The organism is Kitasatospora sp. NBC_01287 (assembly GCF_026340565.1).
GTDB lineage: Bacteria > Actinomycetota > Actinomycetes > Streptomycetales > Streptomycetaceae > Kitasatospora.
This window is the reverse complement of record NZ_JAPEPB010000002.1, coordinates 659,906-681,484: the sequence shown is the minus strand read 5'-3', so window position 1 is coordinate 681,484 and position 21,579 is coordinate 659,906. Positions and strand designations below refer to the sequence as shown.

Here is a 21,579-nt window from a genome sequence, read left to right as displayed (position 1 = left end):
GCGGCAAGGACTGTGACGGACGAACAGAAGCTGGTCGAGTACCTGCGCTGGACCACCGAGGAACTGGCCAGGGTGAAGCGCGAACTGGCCGCGAGCACCGAGGCCGACCCGGTGGCCGTGGTGGGCATGGCCTGCCGCTACCCCGGCGGGGTGGGCTCGCCCGAGGAGCTGTGGCGGCTGGTCGAGCACGGCGGCGACGCGATCGGCGCGCCGCCCCTGGACCGGGGCTGGGACCAGGCGGCGCTGCGCGCGGCGGCGGCCGGCGGCTTCCTCGCGGACGCCGGCGGCTTCGACGCGGGCTTCTTCGGGCTGGGGACGGCGGAGGCCACCGCGATGGACCCGCAGCAGCGCCAACTGCTCGAAGTCGGCTGGGAGGCGCTGGAACGCGCCGGGATCGCCCCCGGCGAGCTGCGCGGCAGCAGGACCGGTGTCTACGCCGGGGTGATCTACCAGGAGTACGCCCCGCCGCCGGGCACCGCGCCCGCCGAGCTGGAGGGCTACCTGATGACCGGCAACGCCGCCAGCATCGCCTCCGGGCGCCTGGCCTACTCCTTCGGCTTCGAGGGGCCCGCGCTGACCGTCGACACCGCCTGTTCCTCCTCGCTGGTCGCGATCCACCTGGCGGCGCAGGCGCTGCGCGGCGGCGAGTGCGACCTGGCGCTCGCCGGGGGAGCCACCGTGATGGCCACCTCCCGGGTCTTCGCCGACTTCGCGGCCCAGGGCGGTCTGGCGGCCGACGGGCGCTGCAAGCCCTTCGGCAAGGGCGCGGACGGGACGGGCTTCGGCGAAGGGGCCGGCCTGCTGGTGCTGGAGCGGTTGTCCGACGCCGAGCGGCACGGCCACCCGGTGCTCGCGCTGCTGCGGGCCTCGGCGGTCAACTCCGACGGGGCCAGCAACGGGCTCACCGCGCCCAGCGCGCCCGCCCAGCGCAAGGTGATCGAGGCCGCGCTGCGGGCCGGCGCCCTGGCGCCGCACGAGGTGGACGCCGTGGAGGCGCACGGCACCGGCACGGTGCTCGGCGACCCGATCGAGGCCGCCGCGCTGCTGGCCGCCTACGGGGGCGCGGAGCGCTCCGCGCCGCTCTACCTGGGCTCGGTGAAGTCCAACCTCGGCCACACCCAGGCCGCCGCCGGGGTGGCCGGGGTGATCAAGATGATCGAGGCGATGCGGCACGGGGTGCTCCCGGCGAGCCTGCACGCCGAGCAGCCCTCGGAGTTCGTGGACTGGCCGGCGGGGCGGGTGGAGCTGCTCGGGCGCGCCCGGCCCTGGCCCGCCCGGGCGAGCGGGCCGAGGCGGGCGGCGGTCTCCTCGTTCGGGATCAGCGGGACCAACGCGCACCTGGTGATCGAGGCGCCGCCGACCCGCGCGCCTGCGGCCGTGCCCGCCGGGCCTGTCGCTGAGCCCGCCGAGCCCGCTGAGGCCGCCGAGCTCGCGGATCAGCCGTCCGCCGAGCCCCGGCCGCCGGCCGCCGTGCCCTGGGTGCTCTCCGCGCGCACGCCCGAGGCGCTGGCGGCGCAGGCCGCCCGGCTGCGCGCGGTGCTGGCCGAGCGGCCGCCGGGCGATCCGGCGGCCGTCGCCCGCGCGCTGCTGCGGCGCACCGCGTTCCGCCACCGCGCGGTCGCGGTGGGCGCGGACGCCGCCGAACTCGCCGCCGAGCTGGACCGGTTGGCCGGCGCGGGCAGCGGCCACGCGGCCCGGCCCCGCCGGGTCGCCTTCGTCTTCAGCGGCCAGGGCACCCAGCGCCCGGGCATGGGGCGCGGGCTCCACGAGGGCTTTCCGGCCTACGCGGCGGCCTTCGACGCCGCCTGCGCCGCCGTGGACCGGGCCCGCGCCGCACAGGGCGGGGACGAGGGGCCGGCGCTGCGCGAACTCGTGCTCGGTGTGCCCGAGGGGCCGGGGGCCGGCCTGCTCGAACGGACCGAGTACGCCCAGCCCGCGCTCTTCGCCACCCAGGTGGCGCTGGCCCGGCTGGCCCGCTCGCTCGGCGTCGAGCCGGTGGCGGTGACCGGCCACTCGATCGGCGAGCTGGCGGCGGCCCACCTGGCGGGCGCGCTCACCCTGGACGGGGCCGCCGACCTGGTGGTCGCCCGGGCCCGGGCGATGCAGGCCGTGCCGGGCGAGGGGCTGATGGTCGCGCTGCGGGCCGACGAGGCGCGGGTGGCGGCGCGGCTGGCGGCCTGGCCGCCGGGCGAGTTGGCGCTGGCCGCCGTCAACGGGCCGCGCTCCACGGTGGTCTCCGGTACGGCGGCGGCGGTGCGCGAGCTGGCCGCCGAGTTCCGCGCCGAGGGCGTCCGCACCAAGCTGCTGCGGGTCGGCCAGGCCTTCCACTCGGCCCAGTTGGACCCGGCGCTGCCCGCGATCGAGGCCGCCGCCCGCCGACTGGTCGTCAGCGAGCCGCAGGTGCCGCTGGCCGGCAACCGCTCGGGGGCGCTGGTGAGCCGCGCCGAGCTGGCCGCGCCCGACCACTGGTCCGCGCAGGCGCGCGGCACCGTCCGGTTCCTCGACTGCGTGCGCACCCTGCGCGAGGAGCTGGCGGTGGACGCCTTCGTCGAGATCGGTCCGGACACCACCGCCACCGGGCTGGTCGCGGACTGCCTGGTGGCGGAGCGGCGGGAGGCGGTGGCGGCGGTGCCGCTGCTGCGCGGTCCCGCCGTCGAGGCACGCGCCTTCCTGCACGCGCTCGGGCAGCTGTACGCCGCCGGGGTGCCGGTGGACTGGGCCGGCCTGCTCGGGGCCGGACCCGCGGCCGATCCGGCCGGGCTGCCGACGTATCCGTTCCAGCACCGGCACTACTGGCTGGCCAGGACCGCCGCCCCCGCCGCGCCGGCGGTGGTGGCCACCGGGGCGCGGCCGCCCGAATCGGCCGCGCTGCCGCGCGAGTCGCGCTACGAGGCGCTGGTCGACTGGGTGCTCGCCGCCGTCGCGGAGGCGCTGGGCCCCGGCGCGCCGGTCCTCGGGCCGCAGGACGACCTGACGGCGGCCGGCCTGACCTCCTTCGGCGCGCTGGAGACCGCCACCCGCCTCTCCCACCGGACCGGGGTGGAGATCGGACCGGTCGCGGTGCTGGAGCACCGCACCGCGCGCGACCTCGCCCGGCACCTGCACGACTCGCTGACCGCCGACGAACTGGAGCCCGTGCGATGAAGACCGCCGACGACGCGCTGGCCGAGCTGCGCGATCTGCACCAACGTGGGCTGCTGGAACGGAACTTCGACCGCGTGCCGGGCCTGCTCGCCGGACTCGACGGCGAGCGGGCGGCCGCCGCGGCCCGCCTGCTGGCCCGGCTGGAGCCCGCCGAGCTGCGCGCCCTGCACCCCGACCTGCCGACGGCCAGGGTCCAGCTGACCGGATCGGGCCTGCTGAACTCTCTGCGGACCGCGCTGGTGGGGGAGTTGGCCCGGCACGGCTACCTGCCCGAGGTGCGGGTGGCCGACTACGGCTCCTACGTCTTCGACCTGGGCGACCCGGCCGCCGACCAGCCGGCCGACCCGGCCTGGCTGACCGTCTGCGTGCTGGACCACACGGCGGTCTTCGAGCGGGTCCCGGTGCCGTTCACCGCCGAGGACGTGGCCGCCGCGCTCACCGAGAAGCTCGCGCTCTGGCGCTCCCTGGCCACCGGCTTCACCGCGCGCACCGGTGCCACCCTGGTGCTCAACACCGTGCCGCTGCCCAGGACCTGGCAGGTCCAGTTGCTGGACCACGCCGCCCGGGCCCGGCTCGGCGCGACCTGGCGCACCGCCAACGCCGAGCTGCTCGGCCTGGCCGGGGCGGACGAGCGGCTGGTGGTCCTCGACCTCGACCCGCTGCTCACCGAGGCGGTGCCGCTGACCGACCCGCGCTTCGACGTCTACGCGGGCGCGCACCTCTCCGATCCCCTGCTGGCCTCCTACGCGAGGGAGTTGGCCCACCTGGTGCGGGCCCGCGGCGGGCGGGCGAAGAAGGTGCTGGCGGTCGACCTGGACCAGACGCTCTGGGGCGGGGTGCTCGGCGACGACGGGATCGAGGGGATCGAAGTGGCGCACGGGCGCCGCGGCGAGGCCTTCCACCGCTTCCAGGGGGTGCTCAAGCAGCTCCAGTCGCAGGGGGTGCTGCTGGCCGCGGTCAGCAAGAACGACCAGGAGCCGGTGCGCACCGTGCTGCGCGAGCATCCCGACCTGCTGGTGCGCGAGGCGGACTTCGTCCGGGTGCTGGCCAACTGGGCGCCGAAGCCGGAGAACCTGCGCACCCTGGCGGCGGAGCTGAACCTCGGCGCGGACAGCCTGGTCTTCGCCGACGACAGCCGCTACGAGTGCGCTGCGGTGCGCGCCGAACTGCCCGCCGCGGCGGTGGTGCCGCTGGACGGCGACCCGGCCGAGCACGTGCACCGCCTGCTGGCCGACGGCTGGTTCGCCACCACCGAGGTGACCGCGGAGGACCGGGTGCGCACCCGGCGCTACCAGGAGGAGTCGGCGCGCGCGGAGTTCCTCTCCGCCGCCGGATCGGCCGAGCACTTCCTGGCCGACCTCCAGGTCCGGGTCGAGCTGGCCGCGGCCACCCCGGCCGAGTACCAGAGGATCTCGCAACTGACGCTTCGGACCAACCAGTTCAACCTCACCACGGAGCGCCTCGGGGTCCCCGAGGTGCGCGAGCTGGCCGAGGGCGGGGCCGGCCGGGTGCTCGCGCTGGCGGCGGGCGACCGGTTCGGGAGCAACGGGATCGTCGGCGCGGTCTTCCTGCGCGCGGTGGGGCGCGAGCTGGTGGTCGACAACCTGGTGCTGAGCTGCCGGGTCTTCTCCCGGGGCATCGAGCAGGCCTGCCTGGCGGCGCTGCTGGAGCGGGCGGAGGCGGCCGGCTTCACGGCGGTGCGCGGCAGCTACCTGCGCACGGCCAAGAACGCCAAGGTCGCCGACTTCTACCCGCACTACGGCTTCGCGGTGCTGGAGCGCACCGAGGCGGCCGCGAGCTTCGTCCATCCGCTCGGCGCGGGCGGCGCGCTGCCGCAGGTGCCCGCCCACCTGACGCTGGCCGCGGCGCCGGACCTGGTGCCCGAGCCGGGAGCGGCGTTGACAACCTGAGGGGCCCTCGACTTAACTGGATCGTACAAGGGTGCGACGCGTTGGCGCACCGGGCGCAGCATGCGGGAGGAGAGCGCCTTGACCGAGGCGATCGCGATATCGGTGCACGACACGGCCCCGGTCTGGCGGGGTGACCGGGCCGGCGACGCGCTCCGGCGCTCGGTCGAACTGGCCCGCGCCGTGGAGACCCTGGGCTACACGCGGTACTGGGTCGCGGAGCACCACAGCACGCCGGCGCTGGCCGCCTCCAGCCCCGCGGTGCTGGCCGGGCAGATCCTGGCGGCCACCAGCTCGATCCGGGTCGGCTCGGGTGCGGTCCTGCTGCCCAACCACGCCACCCTGGCGGTGGCCGAGCAGTTCGGGATGCTCGCCGGCCTCCACCACGGCCGGGTCGACCTGGGCCTGGGCCGGGCCGGCGGCGGTTCGCCCGCCGCGGCCGCCCTGCTCGGCGATCCGACGGGGCGCGGCTTCGACGGGCAACTGGAGGATCTGCGGGCCTACTTCAGCGGCGGACTGCGGGGCGTGCGGGCGGTGCCGGAGCCCGAGGTGGCGCCCCGGCTCTGGCTGGTCGGCTCCAGCGCGGACAGCGCGCGCTACGCCGGCCGGCACGGGCTGCCCTACGTCTACGCCCACGCCATCGTCGGCGGCGGCGCCCCGGAGGCGCTGCACGCCTACCGCGCGGCGTTCCGGCCCACGGCCGAGCAGCCCGAACCCCACGCCGGGGTGGCCGTGATCGCCGTCGTCTCCGACACCGACGAGCGCGCGCACCGGTTGGCCAACGCCTTCGTGCTGGGCCAGATCCGGATGCGCACCACCGACCCGAACACCGTGCTGCCCACCGAGGAGGAGGCCGCCGCCCACCCCTTCTCGCCGGCCGAGCGGGCCTTCCTGCACGAGCGGATCGCCCCGCAGTTCGTCGGCTCCCCGCAGGCGGTCGGCCCCCGGCTGCGCGAACTGCTCCAGCAGACCCGCGCCGACGAGCTCTTCGTGCTCACCCAGGTCCCCGACCACGAGGCCCGGGTGCGCTCCTACGAGCTGCTGACCAAGGCGATCTGACAAGTGATCTGACAAGGAACCTGACAAGCGATCTGACGGACCATCACCCCACCACACGTCGACGGCCCGACCCCGCCCAGGGGCCGGGCCGTCGACGTGCCGGGCCGGCCCGCACCGGTTCAGAGCGGGTTTAGCCCGCTGCACCATCGTGGCTGCCCGACAGGCACCGGCGCGCACCGAGGGCGCCGGCGAACGGACGAGGGGCACGGCCACCGGCGGCCCCTGGAGCAGCGAGGACAACGATGGACTCTGCCACCTGGTTCCGCGGACACCGCGGTCCCGCCGCCGCGGCCGGCATCGCCGCGCTGCTCCTGGGGGCGCTGTCCGGCTGCTCCGCCGGCGCCGGCGGAGCGGGCGCGACCCCGGCGGCCGGACCGCCCCGCGCCGGCGGCACCCTGCGCCTGGCGGTGGCCACCCAGCCCGACTGCCTGGACCCGCACCAGAGCCCCACCCAGGCGGCGCGCCTCTTCGCCCGCCCGATCCTCGACTCGCTCGTCTACCAGGACGCCAAGGGCGCGCTGCACCCCTGGCTCGCCACCTCCTGGCAGGTCTCGCCGGACGGCCTGACCTACACCCTGCACCTGCGCGACTCGGTGACCTTCACCGACGGCACGCCCTTCGACGCGGCCGCCGTGGTGGCCAACCTGGACCAGGTGGTGGCGCCGGCCACCAAGTCCATGCTCGCCGCCGGCCTGCTGGCCTCCTACGCCTCCTCGCGCGCGGTGGACCCGCACACCGTGGAGATCACCCTGCGCAGCCCGGACTCCGGCCTGCTCGGCGCCCTGGCCACCCCCAACCTCGGCATCGAGTCGCCCAAGACCCTCACCGCGCCGCCGGCCACCCTCTGCACCAGGATCGTCGGCACCGGCCCGTTCCGCAGCGACACCGGCTTCGTCTCGCAGAAGGGCATCACCTACACCCGCAACCCCGGCTACGCCTGGGCGCCCGCCGCACTCTCCCCGGGCGGCCCGGCCCACCTGGACGGCATCGAGCTGACCGTGGTGCCGGACGACTCGACCCGCGGCGGCGCGCTGACCAGCGGCCAGGTGGACGCGGCCACCGCGCTCTCGCCCATCGGCCTGCGCACCGTGCGCGACACCCCGGGCCTGACCCTGCACGACTCCCCCTACCCGGGCGCCAACTACAGCTACTGGCCGAACACCGCCTCCGGGCCGCTGGCCGACCTGTCGGTCCGTCAGGCCGTGCGCGAGGGGATCGACTGGTCCACCATCGTGCAGGGCCTCTTCTTCGGGCTCTACCCCTCGGCCAAGGGCCCGCTCTCCACCACCACGCCGGGCTACGACAGTTCGGTCGCCGGCTCCTACCGCACCGACGTCGCGGACGCGAACAAGCTGCTCGACCAGGCGGGTTGGACCGGCCGGGACGCGCAGGGCTACCGGACCAAGGACGGGGTGCGGCTCAGCCTGCGCCACCTGTGGTCCAACCCATCGATCCAGGACCTGGCGGTGCAGATCCAGGGCCAGGCCAAGGCGCTGGGCATCGAGATCGTCGAGCAGAACGTCGACTCCGGCACCTACGTCAAGCGCCTGCTGGCCGGGGACTACGACCTGATCGACACCAGCTTCGCCGCCCCCGATCCCGATGTGCTGCGGGTGCTCTTCAGCGCCGCGAACATCCCCACCGCCGCCCGCGGGATCAGCAACAACGTCTCCCGCTACGACAACCCCGCCGTCGAGCAGCTGTTCAAGACCGCCGACCAGGCCGCGACCGAGGCCGACCGCGAGCACGCCTACGACCAGGTGCAGCAGCGGATCACCCAGGACGCCGCGGTCTTCCCGATCTACTCCCCGCTCTCCTCGCTGGCCGCCCGCTCCGCCGTCCAGGGGGTGACCTTCGACGTGGACGGCACCCCGGACTTCTACGGCGCATGGCTGGCCTCCTGACCGCGCGGGCGGCCCGGCCCGCCGGCCAGGACCGCCTGGCCCTGGCCCGCTTCGTCCTGCTGCGCCTGGCCACCTCGCTCGCCGTGCTCTGGGGCGCGGTCACCGCCGCCTTCCTGCTGCTGCACCTGATGCCCGGCGGCACCGCCGACGTGCTGCTGGCCGGCGCCGCCGTCACCCCCGCCACCAGGGCCGCGATCGCGGCCCAGTACCGCCTCGACGACCCGCTCCCGCTGCAGTACGCGACCTACCTGGGCCGGCTGCTGCACGGCGACCTCGGCGACTCCTACGTGCTGCGCCAGCCGGTCCGCCAGGCGATCGGCGCCCAGCTGCCGGCCACCGCCCAACTGCTGCTCGCCACCCTGCTGGTGACCGCCGCCGGCGCGCTGCTGCTGGCGCTGGCCACTGCCAGGGCCGGGCGCCGGGTGCGCGCGGCGGCCGCCGCGATCGAGTCCCTGGTGGTCGCGCTGCCGCCGTTCTGGACCGGCCTGCTGCTGCTCACGGTCTTCTCCTTCCAGCTGCGCTGGCTGCCCGCGATCGGTGCCCCGGGCCTGCCCGGCCTGGTGCTGCCCACCCTCGCGCTGGCCGCCGCGCCGACCGCCGTGATCGCGCAGGTGCTGCGCGAGGGGCTGCTGCGGGCACTGGAGGAGCCCTTCGCCACCACCGCCCGCGCCCGCGGGATCAGCGGCTGGGCGGTGCTGCTGCGGCACGCGCTGCGCCACGCGCTGCTGCCGGCCACCGCGCTCTTCGGCTGGCTGGCCGGCTCGCTGGTCGGCGGCGCGGTGGTGGTGGAGATCGTCTTCTCCCGGCAGGGGATCGGCCGCCTGCTGCTCAGCGCCGTGCAGAACAAGGACATGCCCGTGGTGCTCGCCCTGGTGCTGCTGGCCGCGACGGTCTTCGCGCTGCTCAACACCGCGGTCGACGTGCTGCAGTGGCTGATCGACCCGCGCTCGCGCCAGGCCGGGGGTGCGCGATGAGCCGCCGCTTCGGGCTCTGGGCCGGCCTCGCCGTGCTCGCGGTGCTGGCGGCGATGGCGCTGGCGCCCGCGCTCTTCACCGGCACCGACCCCAACGCCACCGACCTGGGCGCCCTGCTGCGCGCGCCGAGCGGCGCCCACCTGCTCGGCACCGACCAGAACGGGCGCGACCTGTACGCCCGGATCGTCTACGGCGCGCGGCCCTCGCTGCTGATCGGCACCGGCGCGGTGGCCCTGGCCCTGGTCGGCGGCACCGTGCTCGGCGTGGCGGCGGCGCAGGGCGGGCGGCTGGTCGACCAGCTGCTCGGCCGGCTGCTGGACGTGCTGCTCTCGGTGCCGGGGCTGCTGCTGGTCTTCCTGGTGGTCGCGGTGCTCGGCCCCGGCAGCGGTCCGGCCACGCTGGGCCTGGCGATCGTCTCGCTGCCCGGCTTCGCCCGGGTCGCCAGGGCGGAGGTGATCGGCCTGCGCAACCGCCCCTACATCGAGGCCGCCCACGGCTTCGGCCGGCGCCGGATCGAGGTGGTGGCGCGCCACGTGCTGCCCAACGCGCTGGGCCCGGTGCTCGCGCTCGGCGTGGTCTCGCTCGGCGCGACCATCGTGGCCGGCTCCAGCCTGAGCTTCGTCGGCCTGGGACCGCGACCGCCCACGGCGGAGTGGGGCGCCATGCTGGCCGGCAGCCGGGAGTTCCTCGGGATCGCCTGGTGGACCGCCGCCTTCCCCGGGGCCGCCGTCACCGCCGCCGTGCTGGCCGTCTCGGTGGTCGGCCGCCACCTGCAGCAGACCCTCGACCGGAGGCAGCGATGAACCCCGAGGACCCAGGGCCCGGAAGGGCTGACCCAGGGCCGCTGGTCGAGATCGAGGACCTGACCGTGCGCTTCCCCGCGAGCGGTGGCGCCGTCGAGGCGGTGCGCGGCGTCTCGCTGCGGATCCGGCGCGGCCAGGTGGTGGCCCTGGTCGGCGGGTCCGGCTCCGGCAAGAGCGTCACCGCCCGCGCGCTGCTCGGGCTGGCGGGCCGGGACGCCGCGGTGGCCGCCGAGCGGCTGCGCTTCGACGGCACCGACCTGCGCGGGCGCACCGACCGCCAGTGGCGCGCCCTGCGCGGGCGGCGGATCGGCTACGTGCTGCAGGACGCGCTCGGCTCGCTCGACCCGCTGCGCCGGATCGGCGCCGAGGTCACCGAGGCCGCCCGGGAGCACCGCACCGTCGCGGCAAGGGAGTTGCCGGCCGAGGCCGTGCGGCTGCTGGCCGAGGCGGGCGTGCCGCGCCCGGAGCAGCGGGCCCGGCAGTTCGCGCACGAGCTCTCCGGCGGCCTGCGCCAGCGGGCCCTGATCGCCGCCGCGCTCTCGGCCCGCCCCGAGCTGCTGATCGCCGACGAGCCGACCACCGCGCTGGACGCCACCGTGCAGCGCCAAGTGCTGCGGCTGCTGCGCGAACGCACCGCCGGCGGCACCGCCGTGCTGCTGATCAGCCACGACCTGGGCCTGGTCGCCGAGATCGCCGACCACGTGCACGTGATGCACCAGGGGCGGTTCGTCGAGCAGGGCCCGCCCGAGCGGGTGCTGCGCGCCCCCGTCCACCCGTACACCCGCGAGCTGGTCGCCGCCGTGCCCGACGGCAGCCGCAGCGCCGCGCCGCTCGGGCGGCCGGGGCCGGTGCTGCTGAGGGCGGCGGGGCTGGCCAAGTCCTACCGGCTGCCGGACCGCGCGGTGCTGCGCGCGGTGGACGGGGTCGATCTGGAGGTCCGGGCCGGGGAGAGCCTCGGCATCGTCGGCGAGTCGGGCTCCGGCAAGACCACGGTGGGCCGGATGCTCGCCGGCCTGGTCCGCCCCGACACCGGGTCCGTCGAACTCGGCGGCCGGAGCTGGGCCGAACTGCGCGGGGCCGAACGCCGCTCGGCCCGGCGGCGGGTGCAGCTGGTCCACCAGGACCCGCTCGCCTCCTTCGACCCGCGCTACACCGTGCGCCGCCTGCTGGCCGAGCCGCTGAGCGCCATCGGCCTGCCGGCGGCCGAGCGGCCGGCGCGGATCGCCGAGCTGCTGGACGACGTGGGGCTGGCCGCCGGCCTGCTCGACCGGATGGGCCGCGACCTGTCCGGCGGCCAGCGCCAGCGGCTGGCCATCGCCCGCGCGCTGGCCCCGCGTCCCGAGGTGGTGGTCTGCGACGAGCCGGTCTCGGCGCTGGACGCCACCGTGCAGGCCCAGATCCTGGACCTCTTCGAGCGGGTGCGCGAGCGGCTGGGCGTGGCCTTCGTCCTCATCTCGCACGACCTCGGCGTGGTCCGCCGGCTCAGCCACCGGGTGCTGGTGATGAAGGACGGGCGGGTGGTCGAGTCAGGGCCGGCCGCGCGGGTCTTCGAGGCACCACGGCACCCGTACACCCAGGAGCTGCTGGCCGCCGTGCCGCGGCTGCCCAGCACGCCCGACGCACCGTCGCACCAGTCACCGTCGCACCAGTCACCGTCACACCAGTCGTAGGAGAGGGACCGGAGATGACCCAAGCCCCGCACTACCCGCAGCCGCGCACCTGCCCGTACGAGCCGCCCGCCGGCTACCGCGAACTGGGCGAGCAGGGCCCGCTGCTGAAGGTGACCCTCTTCGACGGCCGCGAGGCCTGGTTGGTCACCGGCTACCAGGAGAGCAGGGAGATCCTCACCCACCCCAACCTCTCCTCGCAGCGCACCCACCCCGACTTCCCCATCGTGGCACCGAGGTTCCGCTCGCAGATCGCCCGCAGCCTGGCCATGATCGCGATGGATCCGCCCGAGCACGACATCTACCGCCGCTTCCTCAACCCGCACTTCAGCCTCAAGCAGGTGCGCCGGATGCAGCCGGAGATCGAGCGGATCGTCTCCGGCCACGTCGACCGGATCATCGAGCACGGCCCGCCGGCCGACCTGGTCCCGCTGCTCGCCGTCCCGCTGCCCTCGCTGGTGATCTGCCGGCACCTCGGCGTGCCCTACGAGGACCACGACTTCTTCCAGGACGCCAGCGGCAAGGTGATGCTCGGCACCGAGGAGGAGTCCGGCGGCGCGGCGCAGGACCTGGTGGACTACATCGACCGCCTGGTCACCGAGCAGATCAAGGAGCCGACCGACGGCCTGCTCGGCCAACTGGTCCGCGAGCGGGTGCTGACCGGCGACATCGGCCACGCGGAGCTGGTCTCGATCGCGCTGGTGCTGCTGATCGCCGCGCACGAGACCACCTCCTCCACCCTCGCGCTGGGCGTCATCACCCTGCTGGAGCACCCCGAGCAACTGGCCCTGCTGCACGAGGACCCGGAGCGGGTGGGCACGGCGGTGGAGGAACTGCTGCGCTACATCGCCACCACCGACCTGGTCGCCACCCGGATCGCCAAGGGCGACATCGAGCTGGCCGGGCAGACCATCCGCGCGGGGGAGGGCGTGCTGGTCTCCGGCACCCTGGCCAACCGCGACCCGCGCACCCACCAGCGCCCGGACGAGCTGGACCTGCTGCGCTCCGACAGCCACCACCTCACCTTCGGCTTCGGCATCCACCAGTGCCTGGGCCAGAACCTGGCCAGGCTCGAACTGGAGATCGCCTTCCGCGAGTTGCTCACCCGGCTGCCCGGACTGCGGCTGGACGCGCCGGTCAGCGAGCTGCCGATCCTCGGCGCCGGCACCGTCCAGCGGGTGCTCTCGCTGCCGGTGGCCTGGTGAGCGCCGCACGGGTGACCGCGGACCGCGAACGCTGCATCAGCGGCGGGCGCTGCATGGCGACGGCGGGCGAGGTCTTCGACCAGGACGAGGAGGGCATCGTCGTCGTCCTCACCCCGGAGCCGCCCGCCGACCTGCACGAGGCGGTGCGCGAAGCCGCCTACCTCTGCCCGGCCCGGGCGATCCGGTTCACCGAGTCCACCACCGCCGTCCCCAGACCCTAGGAGCCTTCCATGGCCGCCCAAGACCCGGGCCACTCCCGGCTGCCATCGCTGACCGGCCTGCGCTTCGGCGCGGCCTTCCTGGTCTTCCTCTGCCACTCCTTCGTCCTCGGCTACTTCGACCCGCGCACCGAGGCGCGGCTGGCGCCCACCGCCTTCGCGATCGGCTGGCTCGGGGTGGAGTTCTTCTTCATCCTGAGCGGCTTCGTGCTCACCTGGTCGGCGCGCGAGGAGCACGGCGTGCGGCGCTTCTGGCGCAGACGCCTGGCCAAGATCTACCCGAACCACGTGGTCACCTGGTGCGCGGCGATCCTGCTCGCGCTCTGGGCCGGCCAGTCGGTGAACCTGGGCAACCTGCTGCCCAGCCTCTTCCTGGTGCACACCTGGTACCCGCGGCTCAACACCATCGTCACGATCAACGTGGTCACCTGGTCGCTCTCCTGCGAGCTGCTCTTCTACCTGGCCTTCCCGCTGCTGCACGCCCTGATCCGGCGGATCCCGCCGGCGCGGCTGTGGTGGACCCTCGCCGCGCTGGCGGCGGTGATCCTGGTGCTGCCCGCCGTCGCGCGGGCCGCGCTGCCCGGCACGCCCAGGCTGCCGGGGCAGGACATGTCGCTCACCCAGAACTGGTTCCTGGTCTCCTTCCCGCTGATCCGGGCGCTGGACTTCACCCTGGGCATCGTGATGGCCCGGATCGTGCGCGAGGGGCGCTGGATCCGGCTCAACCCGCTGGTGCCGGTGGCGCTGCTGGTCGCCGGCTTCGCGGTGCAGCTCGCCAACTACCCCGGCCTGTACAGCCTGAGCGCCCCGGTCGCGGTGCCGCTCGCGCTGCTGGTCCCGGCGGTGGCGGCGGTGGACCTGCGCGGTGGTCGGTCGGTCTTCCGCAGCCGGGCGCTGGTCTGGCTCGGCACCATCTCCTACGCCTCCTACCTGACCCACTTCCTGGTCCTGGAGTTCGGGCACAACGCGCTCGGCGCCACCCGCAGTTGGAGCGCGCCGGTGGCCGTCGCGGTGCTGGCCGGCATGTTCGCGCTGACCACCGTGGTGGCGTGGGCGCTGCACACGCTGGTCGAGGTGCCCGCGATGCGGCTGCTCGGCGGCGCGCGCGCCGATCGCCGCCGGCCGACGGGGGCACCGCCCGTACCCGCGCCCGCCGCCGCCCTGGCGCGCGAGTGACGGCGGCGGCGCCACTCGCGTGACGCCCATGACGAAGGGGGTGCGCCCGGTGACCGGGCGCACCCCCCTCGTCTTCGTTCTCGCGGTGTGCGCTCAGCCGTCGAGGTAGGCCGTGCTCGCCGTGTTCCACCGCTCGCCGCGCACCTCGGCGGCGGGCACGGCCAGTGCCACCGCGTCGAGTTGGGCGGGGCTGAGCCGCAGGTGCGCGGCCGAGGTGTTCTCGGCCAGGTGCGCCGGCTGCTTGGTGCCCGGGATCGGGATCACGTCCGGGCCCTGGTGGTGCAGCCAGGCCAGGGCCAACTGGGCCGCGGTCACGCCGAGTTCGTCGGCGAGGCGGGCCAGCCGGTCGACCAGCGGGAGGTTGCGGGCCAGGTTGGCCGCCTCGAACCTGGGCAGGCCGATCCGCCGGAAGTCGTCGGCGTCGAGCTGCTCCACCGAGCGGACCGCCCCGGCCAGGAAGCCCCGCCCCAGCGGCGCGTAGGGCAGGATCGCCACGCCCAGCTCCCGGCAGACGGCCACGGTCTCCCGCTCCAGGTCGCGCGACCAGAGCGACCATTCGCTCTGCAGCGCGGCCACCGGCGCGACCGCGTGGGCCCGCCGCAGCGTCGCCGAGGAGACCTCGCTCAGGCCGTACGCGCGGATCTTGCCCTCCGCGATCAGCTCGGCGAGCGCCCCCGCGGTCTCCTCGATCGGCACCGAGCGGTCGGCGCGGGTGAGTTGGAACAGGTCGAGGTGCTCCACGCCGAGCCGGCGCAGCGAGGCCTCGCAGCTCTCCCGGACGTAGGCCGGGTCCGCCCGGATGCCGGTGCCCACACCCTCGCCCGGGCGCACCACTCCGAACTTGGTCGCGATCACGGCCGCCTCGCGCCGCCGGCCGCTCAGCGCGCGCCCGATCAACTGCTCGTTGCCGCCGTGCCCGTAGACGTCGGCGGTGTCCAGCAGGGTGGCGCCCAGCTCCAGCGCCCGGTGGATGACGGCCACGGCCGCCCGCTCCTCGACTGGTCCGTAGAACTCGGACAGGCCCAGGCAGCCCAGGCCCTGCGCCCCGACGGTGAGCGGTCCGATCCGCCGGACGGGCAGGGGGCGCTCCGTCAGCTGTTCCGTCATCTGATGGACCGTCACTTCCGGTAGAGGACGATGGCGGACTCGTACGTCGTGTGCGACTCCTTGACCAGCGGCCGGAACTGGCGGTACCCGATCGCGCCGCGCAGCGGGCCACGCACCACGACGGCCGGGAAGGAGGCGAACTCGCCCGCGGTGAGGCGGGCGTCGTCCACCAGACCGCCGGCCTGGATCACGTTCCCGTCGTCCAGGGTGATCGTCTCGCCGAAGTAGGCGGTGAAGTGCCCGTCGGCCGGGTCGCGGTAGAGCATCCGCCCGGCTCCCTCGGTGCGGCCCAGCCGACCGCCGTCCGGGCCGAAGATCTCCAGCTTCACTGTGGCGAAGTCGTTCTCGGTGGGGGTGGTGCCGGTCGGGTCGGGGTTGTTGGAGTGGTACTCGACCACCTTCTCCCGCAGGTCCCGCAGCACCAGCGAGCGCCCGGGCCGGGCGAGCCGCCCCACGGTGGCCGCGGTGGTCCGCGGCGGTGCGGCGAGGGGGGCCAGCAGCCGCGTCGCGGCGCTGGTGAGCAGGGCGGAAAGGGTCGGGCCGGGCTGTGAGCGCGCTACCACGATCGTCCTCCAGGAAGGGATGCGCCGGGTCGCGCCGAAGCTACGAGGCGGCGCTGAACCGGTCCTTAACCGATCGTTTCAGCATGACCTTCGGAGTCGTCGCGGGCAGCTGACGCTGCAGGCGAGTTGGCGCAGACCCTGGTGGAGGTCGGCACGTTCCTCGTAGCGGCTCCGAAAGGCGCTGACGAGCACCGGCTTCAGGGTGATCCGGGTCGACGAGGCGCTGGTGACCACGGCGCCGAAGTCGTACCGCACCCCCGTGGGTGCGAGCGCCACCATGGAGATCGACACGGCCCCCCAGACACGTCCGCCCGGGGACCTCAGGCGGCGTATCAGGGCTGCCGGATCGTCCAGCGGCAGGTCGTCACCGCATGCGATCGGCAGCCAGTCGCCCCACGCGTCAGCCGGCGGTCCGTCTGCGGGCTCCGGGCGCGCAGCGGCTTGCAGCCGTGCCCGGAAGTGCGACGCGCGAGCGGACATCGTCGAGCGGATGTGCGGCGAGCAGGTGCGGCCGCCCGTCCGGCCCTCCAGACCATCGTTGAGCACGACGCTCAGACCAGCGGGAAGCTCATGCTCCTCCATGCTGCTTCCACTCCAGCTGATCACGCGTACCCCGGAGGGCCGAGCAAGGATCAGGTGGAACGGGTCGTAGCGCTCCATCCGACTGCTGGTGAGCACCTGGCCGCCTGCGGCGATGAGCGGGATCCCGCCGCGGGAGAGCCGCTGCTGGGGAACGCTCCGGCCGAAGCCGTTGAGCAGGCAGGCTGCTACCGCCTCGGTCCCCGGAGCGCTCCCGGGGGTGACCGCGAGCCAGGTTCCACCCGCTGTCAGGTCCAGGCCGCCGGTGACGGAGGGCCGCGATGCCCAGTGGCGGCCGGGTGGGAGCCACTGGCGGTCGGTGTACTCGTCCCGGACGGCGAGCAGCAGGACCGGCACCGCCGAGCCCGGGGCGATGCTGATGAACGCCGTGCACACAACGGCCTCGCATTCCTACGACTGTCGGCCGCTCTCCTCGGACTTCTCCGAGGTCGCGGGAGCGAAGAGCGCGCGCAGGTGCGAGGGGTCCGCGGTGCCGGGGATCGGTGCCACCTGCGGACCGAGGTCCAGTAGCCACCGCAGCGCCTTCGCGGGGTCGGGCAGCCTGCCGGCGTTCAGTGGCCGGTACGGCACGTACGGGATGCCGTGGGCTTGGCAGTACGCCAGGGCCGGGTCGTCTGGCTCGGCGACGTTCAGACAGTTCTGCACGGCGGCGACCGCCACCAGGGTGCCGGTCTCCCGGATCTGCTCGGGAGTGACCTTGGACAGGCCGATCTCGCCGATCTTCCCCTCCCTCCGGAGCGCGGCCAGTTCCCCGACCTGATCGGCCAACGGCACCGTGGGGTCCAGGCGGTGCAGATAACACAGGTCGATGTGCTCGCGGTTCAGGCGGCGAAGGGATGCTTCGACGGCTGCGCGCAGGTACTCGGGGCGGCCCAGCGGACGCCAGACGTTCGGCCCGGGCCGCACCATGCCGACCTTGGTGGCGAGCAGCAGCTGCTCGGGGTAGGGGTGCAGCGCGCGGCGGATCAGTTCCTCGACGGTGTGCGGGCCGTAGGCGTCAGCGGTGTCGACGTGGAGGACGCCGAGGTCGTCAACGGCCGTGCGGAGCAGCGTGACGGCGGCGGTCGGGTCGGCCGGGCCGCCCCAGGTGCCAGGACCGGTCAGCCGCATGGTGCCCAGGCCCAGGCGGGGGACCTGCTTGCCCGCGATGGTGATCGTCTTCACGCGGCAGCCGCCCAGGCGGAGGCGATCGTCTCGACCGCCGCTTCGACTGCGGCTGCGTGGCCGTCGCCGGGCACTGGGATGTGCGGGACGTGGTAGGCCTTCAGTGCCCGGTGCAGCTGCTGGTCCACGGCCTCGCGGAACGCGGTGTCCGCCCGGTCGGGGTCCTTGCCCGGGTGGACGGCAACCGGGAGCGCCGGGTCGAGGACGGTGGCGAGGAACACCGCCGGGCGAGGGCAGGCCAGCTGCGCCAGGCCGGTGAGGCGGGAGAGCGCCTCGGGGTCGGGGTGCTCGCCGCGGTGTTGGAGTGCGGCCAGGTAGTAGGCGAGGGCGTCGTACGGGGTGCGGTCCACGATCACGACGTCCGCGGTGAGCTCGGCTTCCAGCGTGGCGGCGGAGGTGGTGTTGATGATCCAGGCGGTGGACTGGGCGGTGTGGCGCGTCATCTTCGGGAAGCCGAGTTCGGCGGCCCGCTTGGCGAAGCCGCCCGTGCGCACGACGGTGATGCCGGTGGCGCGCAGCTCCATCTCGATGCGCCGGGCCAGGGTGGTCTTGCCGGACGAGTGCGTTCCGGCGATGTAGAGGCGAAGCGGTGTCACCACAGTGTCTGTTCCTCTGAGCTGGGGGTAGCGGGCAGGGGGGCGCCGGGCACCCCGGGCGGGACGGCGGCGGCGATCAGGGCGTCCCAGGTGTCGTAGTGCGCGGCGAGGTCGAGCAGCAGCAGCGCGGTGGCGTGGGCGTCGAAGCCTGCGCGGTGGCGCTGGCCGGGGACGGCGGCCAGGTCGATGCCGGTCAGCTCGATCAGCGCGTCGAGGCTGTACCCGCTGGCCGCCGGGTAGGTCGCGCGGGCGAGCCGGAGGGTGTCCAGCACTCCGGCCGGTCGCCACTGCGGGATGTGTCGCAGCAGAACGCCGTAGTCCACGTGGGCGTTGTGCGCGGCGATCCACGCGCCCTCCAGGTCGGCGTGCACCTGCGCGCCGACCTGCTGCCAGGTCGGCGCCGTGGCGACGTCCTGGTTGGTGATGTGGTGCACCCGCATGGCGAACGGCGTGATGGGGTGCGGCGGGCGGATCAGGCTGGAGCGTGCGGACGACGGCACCGGGCTCCCGTTCACCACGGGGATGGCCGCGACTTCGACCAGGTCCGGCGGCTGGGCGCCGTTGCCCTCCACGTCCACGACGAAGACTCGGGGCCAGGTGCCGTAGTCCATCAGGGCTCCTTACTGGGGGCGGCCCAGCCGATTTCGGCGCGGCCGTGCCGGCGGTGGTGGTGCGGCTTGTCACGGTCGTGGACCTGGTAGCCGAAGCCGTGCTGCAAGAAGTAGCGCGGAGGTTCGTTCAGGCCCTGGACGATGATGGCGCGAGCACCGGATCGACAGGGTCCGCCGGACAGTGGGTTACCTGCCGATGCGCCTCGAAGAGCAGCAGCACCCGCTGCCAGTACGGCGGCAGGTCCAGTGCGGCGACGTCCCCGGGGGTGTACTGGACCTGATTGGTGCGCAGGAGCTGTTCGTGCTCCAGGACGGTCCGGATGTGCTGCCAGGAGGTGTCGGCGGGCATCACGGGGGCCGCGAAGCGGGGCGTGCTCTCGGGGTCGGCCGCGGTCTCCTCCAGCACCTTGTCCACGCGCGCCAGGTCCCGGATGCCGATGTGCATCGACCCCACGTGGTGGGTGTAGGTGCCCAGGCGCAGGCCGAGCAGGGCGGCGGCGAACTCCTGGATCAGGGTGAAGGAGTACACGTCGCAGACCAGGCCGCGGTTGGCGTCGTTGGCGCGCATGTAGGTGACCATGTGCAGGTGCCCGTCACGGGCGAGCAGGTGCAGTCCGACCAGGCACGGCAGGTCGGGGCTGCCGATCTCGTCGGGGTCGTGGCTCTCGAACACCGGCAGGTAGGCCCGCTTGCTGTCCTTCTCCGCCCACAGCAGCTCCAGCGCCTGGTCGAACGCCGAGGGGACACCGTCCGGCCGGGGCGCGAAGATCCGCGCGCCGTAGGCCGAGCCGTCGATGGTCGTGCCATCGCGCGAGTCGGCCCGACGGCGGGACGCGTAGTGCCCGATCAGGTCCAGGCTCCGCAGGCCGCCCAGGTACCAGAGCGCCTCCGCGTAGTGGTAGACGGGGTTGACCGGCCGGGCCGTCAGGAACAGGGCCCGCCGTCGGGGGTCGGTGAGACGGAAGCTCGCACCGATGCACTCGTGACTGTCGTTCCCGCGAGCGGAGTTGGCGAACTCGTAGTTCTCGCTGACGTGCCGCAGGACGGCGGCGTAGGCGTGTTGGAACGAGGGGAACACGGCGGGGGCGACCACGCTGGACTCCTTATACGGTGTGGCTCGGGGTTGGTGCGGATCTGTCAGGCGCGCTGGATGGTGGCGGCGGGGATGTCGGCGCATCTCGGCCACGGGGGTGGCCCGCGGTGCGCCAGGGGCGCGCTCACGCGGCGCGCCCCGTCAGCAGGCACCGCCGACCTGCCCGGGCAAGGGCTCCGGCGGTGCCTCAGGGCCGATCTCGAACCACACGGCCTTTGTCCAACCGTCCTTGGCACTGACCGGCGGACGGATGCCCCAGCGGTCCGCGTAGACGTGGACCATCAGCAGACCCCGGCCGGAGCGGGAGGACGGTGCCGGGACCAGCTTCTCGGGCACCTCGGGACTGGAATCGGCGACCTCGACGTGCAGGTGGCTGCCCGTCCAGTACGCCGTGAGCTCGCAGAGCCTCTGGGTGTGGCGCTCAGCGTTGGCCAGGACCTCGGCGGCGCAGAGCACGGCATCGGCCAATCGGGAAGAAGACAAGGGGAGTTGAGCCTCACGAACGGCCTTGGCGAAGGTGCGGCGGGCCACGTGGACGGCCTCGGGCGTCGGCTGGACGCGGATGCGGATCGGCTTGTGCCGGCGGAGCGGTGCGTCGGGGACGGCAGGGGTGTGCGCTGTCTCGAACATGTGGAACCCCCGTGAGCAGGGCGAATTGATCACCGAAGGTGCTGAATTGGCCACGTTCGGTGAGTGCGAGGTCTACCGTCCCGCAGATGTGGCGGGAACGCAACATGCCCAGTACCGTGAATTCGCGGAAGTCAGAAACTGGCGTTCTGGTCGACCGGGCAGCAGACTTGACCTATGGTCAGGTGCGTCGATAGGGGTGGGAGTTATGGCACCAGCGAAGAGGACTCGATCAGCGCCCGTCGACGGCTCCGGCCCGACCTTCCTCGGAACACTGCTCGGGCAGCTGTTCCGTGACATCCGTGAGGAGAACAGGGCGACCCGGGAGGACATCGCCGAGATCCTCGACGTCTCCGTGCACGCAGTCGCCCGACTGGAGACCGCGGAGAATCGTGGCACCGTGCCGCAGGTGCACCTGTTGTGCAGCCGTTTCAAGGTGCCGGCCGAGACGGCCGAGTACATGGAGAGCCTGGCTCGGCGGGCGAAGCAGAGGGGCTGGTGGTCCGAATACGACCAGCTGCTGGGCGGCCCGTACTCGAAGATCGTCGCGGTCGAGAACCTGGTCGCCTCCTCGAAGACCGGCCAGATCCGCACCTGGGAGCCCGACATCTTTCCGGGCCTGTTCCAGGCGCCCGACTACATCCGCGCCTTGTTCGAGCAGCATGAACTCTTGGCGAAGAGTACTGGCGAGCGCCCCTGGGCGCCGGTCGGTGGCGTTCCAACACTGGACGAGCAGGTCGAGAGCCGAAAGCGGCGTGCGTTGATCCTGGACGGCGAGAACCCGCCCATGGTCTGGGCGATCATCGGGGAGGGTGCCTTCCGCAAACAGATCGGCGGCCCGGACGTCATGCGCAAGCAGCTCCAGCACCTGCTGGAGCTGTCCCAGCGCCGCAACATCACGATCCAGATCATGAAGGACGATGCGGGCTACCACCCGGGCGTCACCGGTCCGTTCACGCACTTCATCTTTTCCAAGGCTGCCGATCATTCGGTCGTGTACCACGAAGGTCCGAGCAGCTTCGGCGACAACATCAACATGATCGCCCGCCATGACGCCGTGTTCCGTCAGCTCCAAGCCACCGCGATCAGCCTGGTTGATGCCCGGTCATACTTGCTGCACGCCCTCTCGTAACTGGCGACTTGGGCAACACCAGGAAGGAT

19 protein-coding genes are annotated in these 21,579 nt (G+C 74.0%); 11 read left to right on the top strand and 8 right to left on the bottom strand.

The features are described from left to right. The first annotated feature begins 12 nt into the window (after positions 1–12). The 10 genes from OG455_RS40015 to OG455_RS39970 all read left to right on the top strand — a co-directional run bounded on the left by OG455_RS40015 (position 13) and on the right by OG455_RS39970 (position 14,057). Positions 13–3,144, top strand: a complete 3,132-nt coding sequence (locus tag OG455_RS40015; protein WP_266301685.1) for a beta-ketoacyl synthase N-terminal-like domain-containing protein — start codon at positions 13–15, stop codon at positions 3,142–3,144. Further along, complete coding sequence (locus tag OG455_RS40010; RefSeq protein ID WP_266301684.1) at positions 3,141–5,054, top strand: HAD family hydrolase; 1,914 nt, start codon at positions 3,141–3,143, stop codon at positions 5,052–5,054. Before OG455_RS40015 ends, OG455_RS40010 begins: the two co-directional genes overlap by 4 nt. Positions 5,055–5,132: 78 nt before the next feature. Continuing rightward, positions 5,133–6,110, top strand: coding sequence for an LLM class flavin-dependent oxidoreductase (locus OG455_RS40005; protein WP_266301683.1), 978 nt, complete (start codon positions 5,133–5,135; stop codon positions 6,108–6,110). Positions 6,111–6,352: 242 nt separating this feature from the next. Beyond that, entirely contained in the window at positions 6,353–8,014 is a 1,662-nt protein-coding gene (locus OG455_RS40000) for an ABC transporter substrate-binding protein (RefSeq protein WP_266301682.1), read from the top strand. Then, positions 7,999–8,988 carry an ABC transporter permease gene (locus OG455_RS39995; RefSeq protein ID WP_266301681.1) on the top strand — a complete coding sequence of 330 codons (990 nt, stop codon included), beginning with the start codon at positions 7,999–8,001 and terminating at the stop codon, positions 8,986–8,988. Before OG455_RS40000 ends, OG455_RS39995 begins: the two co-directional genes overlap by 16 nt. Continuing rightward, entirely contained in the window at positions 8,985–9,791 is an 807-nt protein-coding gene (locus tag OG455_RS39990; protein WP_266301680.1) for an ABC transporter permease, read from the top strand. The genes OG455_RS39995 and OG455_RS39990 overlap by 4 nt, the downstream gene beginning before the upstream one ends. Then, positions 9,788–11,461, top strand: coding sequence for an ABC transporter ATP-binding protein (locus OG455_RS39985; protein ID WP_266301679.1), 1,674 nt, complete (start codon positions 9,788–9,790; stop codon positions 11,459–11,461). The genes OG455_RS39990 and OG455_RS39985 overlap by 4 nt, the downstream gene beginning before the upstream one ends. Positions 11,462–11,475: 14 nt before the next feature. Then, the gene (locus OG455_RS39980; RefSeq protein WP_266301678.1) at positions 11,476–12,663 is read left to right on the top strand and encodes a cytochrome P450; all 1,188 of its coding nucleotides are present in this window, start codon (positions 11,476–11,478) and stop codon (positions 12,661–12,663) included. Next, positions 12,657–12,884 (top strand): ferredoxin, encoded by a 228-nt coding sequence (locus tag OG455_RS39975; RefSeq protein ID WP_266301849.1) that lies wholly within the window; start codon positions 12,657–12,659, stop codon positions 12,882–12,884. The genes OG455_RS39980 and OG455_RS39975 overlap by 7 nt, the downstream gene beginning before the upstream one ends. A gap of 9 nt (positions 12,885–12,893) precedes the next feature. Further along, entirely contained in the window at positions 12,894–14,057 is a 1,164-nt protein-coding gene (locus OG455_RS39970; RefSeq protein ID WP_266301677.1) for an acyltransferase, read from the top strand. A gap of 93 nt (positions 14,058–14,150) precedes the next feature. On the opposite strand, the gene OG455_RS39965 is transcribed toward OG455_RS39970, so the two are convergent. The 8 genes from OG455_RS39965 to OG455_RS39925 all read right to left on the bottom strand — a co-directional run bounded on the left by OG455_RS39965 (position 14,151) and on the right by OG455_RS39925 (position 20,421). Further along, positions 14,151–15,164 carry an aldo/keto reductase gene (locus OG455_RS39965; protein ID WP_266301676.1) on the bottom strand — a complete coding sequence of 338 codons (1,014 nt, stop codon included), beginning with the start codon at positions 15,162–15,164 and terminating at the stop codon, positions 14,151–14,153. 11 nt (positions 15,165–15,175) lie between these two features. After that, positions 15,176–15,727, bottom strand: a complete 552-nt coding sequence (locus OG455_RS39960; RefSeq protein ID WP_266301675.1) for a hypothetical protein — start codon at positions 15,725–15,727, stop codon at positions 15,176–15,178. A 78-nt stretch (positions 15,728–15,805) separates the two neighbouring features. Then, entirely contained in the window at positions 15,806–16,702 is an 897-nt protein-coding gene (locus OG455_RS42185; RefSeq protein ID WP_323185680.1) for an NRDE family protein, read from the bottom strand. Between the two features lie 15 nt (positions 16,703–16,717). Next, entirely contained in the window at positions 16,718–17,491 is a 774-nt protein-coding gene (locus OG455_RS39945; RefSeq protein ID WP_266301674.1) for an aldo/keto reductase, read from the bottom strand. Then, entirely contained in the window at positions 17,488–18,087 is a 600-nt protein-coding gene (locus OG455_RS39940) for an AAA family ATPase (protein ID WP_266301673.1), read from the bottom strand. The genes OG455_RS39945 and OG455_RS39940 overlap by 4 nt, the downstream gene beginning before the upstream one ends. Then, positions 18,084–18,698 (bottom strand): 3'-5' exonuclease, encoded by a 615-nt coding sequence (locus tag OG455_RS39935; protein WP_266301672.1) that lies wholly within the window; start codon positions 18,696–18,698, stop codon positions 18,084–18,086. Before OG455_RS39935 ends, OG455_RS39940 begins: the two co-directional genes overlap by 4 nt. Positions 18,699–18,825: 127 nt before the next feature. Next, on the bottom strand, positions 18,826–19,791 hold the full coding sequence (locus OG455_RS39930; protein ID WP_266301671.1) for a thymidylate synthase: 966 nt from the start codon (positions 19,789–19,791) through the stop codon (positions 18,826–18,828). Between the two features lie 141 nt (positions 19,792–19,932). After that, complete coding sequence (locus tag OG455_RS39925; protein WP_266301670.1) at positions 19,933–20,421, bottom strand: ATP-binding protein; 489 nt, start codon at positions 20,419–20,421, stop codon at positions 19,933–19,935. A gap of 205 nt (positions 20,422–20,626) precedes the next feature. Between OG455_RS39925 and OG455_RS39920 the strand changes: the two genes are divergently transcribed. Beyond that, the gene (locus OG455_RS39920) at positions 20,627–21,550 is read left to right on the top strand and encodes a helix-turn-helix transcriptional regulator (RefSeq protein ID WP_266301669.1); all 924 of its coding nucleotides are present in this window, start codon (positions 20,627–20,629) and stop codon (positions 21,548–21,550) included. Positions 21,551–21,579: the final 29 nt, after the last annotated feature.

Coding starts and splice junctions, on each gene's coding strand:
- OG455_RS39980 (WP_266301678.1), top strand. CDS start 11,476: ATGACCCAAGCCCCGCACTACCCGCAGCCGCGCACCTGCCCGTACGAG.
- OG455_RS39985 (WP_266301679.1), top strand. CDS start 9,788: ATGAACCCCGAGGACCCAGGGCCCGGAAGGGCTGACCCAGGGCCGCTG.
- OG455_RS39965 (WP_266301676.1), bottom strand. CDS start 15,164: ATGACGGAACAGCTGACGGAGCGCCCCCTGCCCGTCCGGCGGATCGGA.
- OG455_RS39935 (WP_266301672.1), bottom strand. CDS start 18,698: ATGGACTACGGCACCTGGCCCCGAGTCTTCGTCGTGGACGTGGAGGGC.
- OG455_RS39920 (WP_266301669.1), top strand. CDS start 20,627: ATGGCACCAGCGAAGAGGACTCGATCAGCGCCCGTCGACGGCTCCGGC.
- OG455_RS40010 (WP_266301684.1), top strand. CDS start 3,141: ATGAAGACCGCCGACGACGCGCTGGCCGAGCTGCGCGATCTGCACCAA.
- OG455_RS39925 (WP_266301670.1), bottom strand. CDS start 20,421: ATGTTCGAGACAGCGCACACCCCTGCCGTCCCCGACGCACCGCTCCGC.
- OG455_RS39970 (WP_266301677.1), top strand. CDS start 12,894: ATGGCCGCCCAAGACCCGGGCCACTCCCGGCTGCCATCGCTGACCGGC.
- OG455_RS39990 (WP_266301680.1), top strand. CDS start 8,985: ATGAGCCGCCGCTTCGGGCTCTGGGCCGGCCTCGCCGTGCTCGCGGTG.
- OG455_RS39995 (WP_266301681.1), top strand. CDS start 7,999: ATGGCTGGCCTCCTGACCGCGCGGGCGGCCCGGCCCGCCGGCCAGGAC.
- OG455_RS40000 (WP_266301682.1), top strand. CDS start 6,353: ATGGACTCTGCCACCTGGTTCCGCGGACACCGCGGTCCCGCCGCCGCG.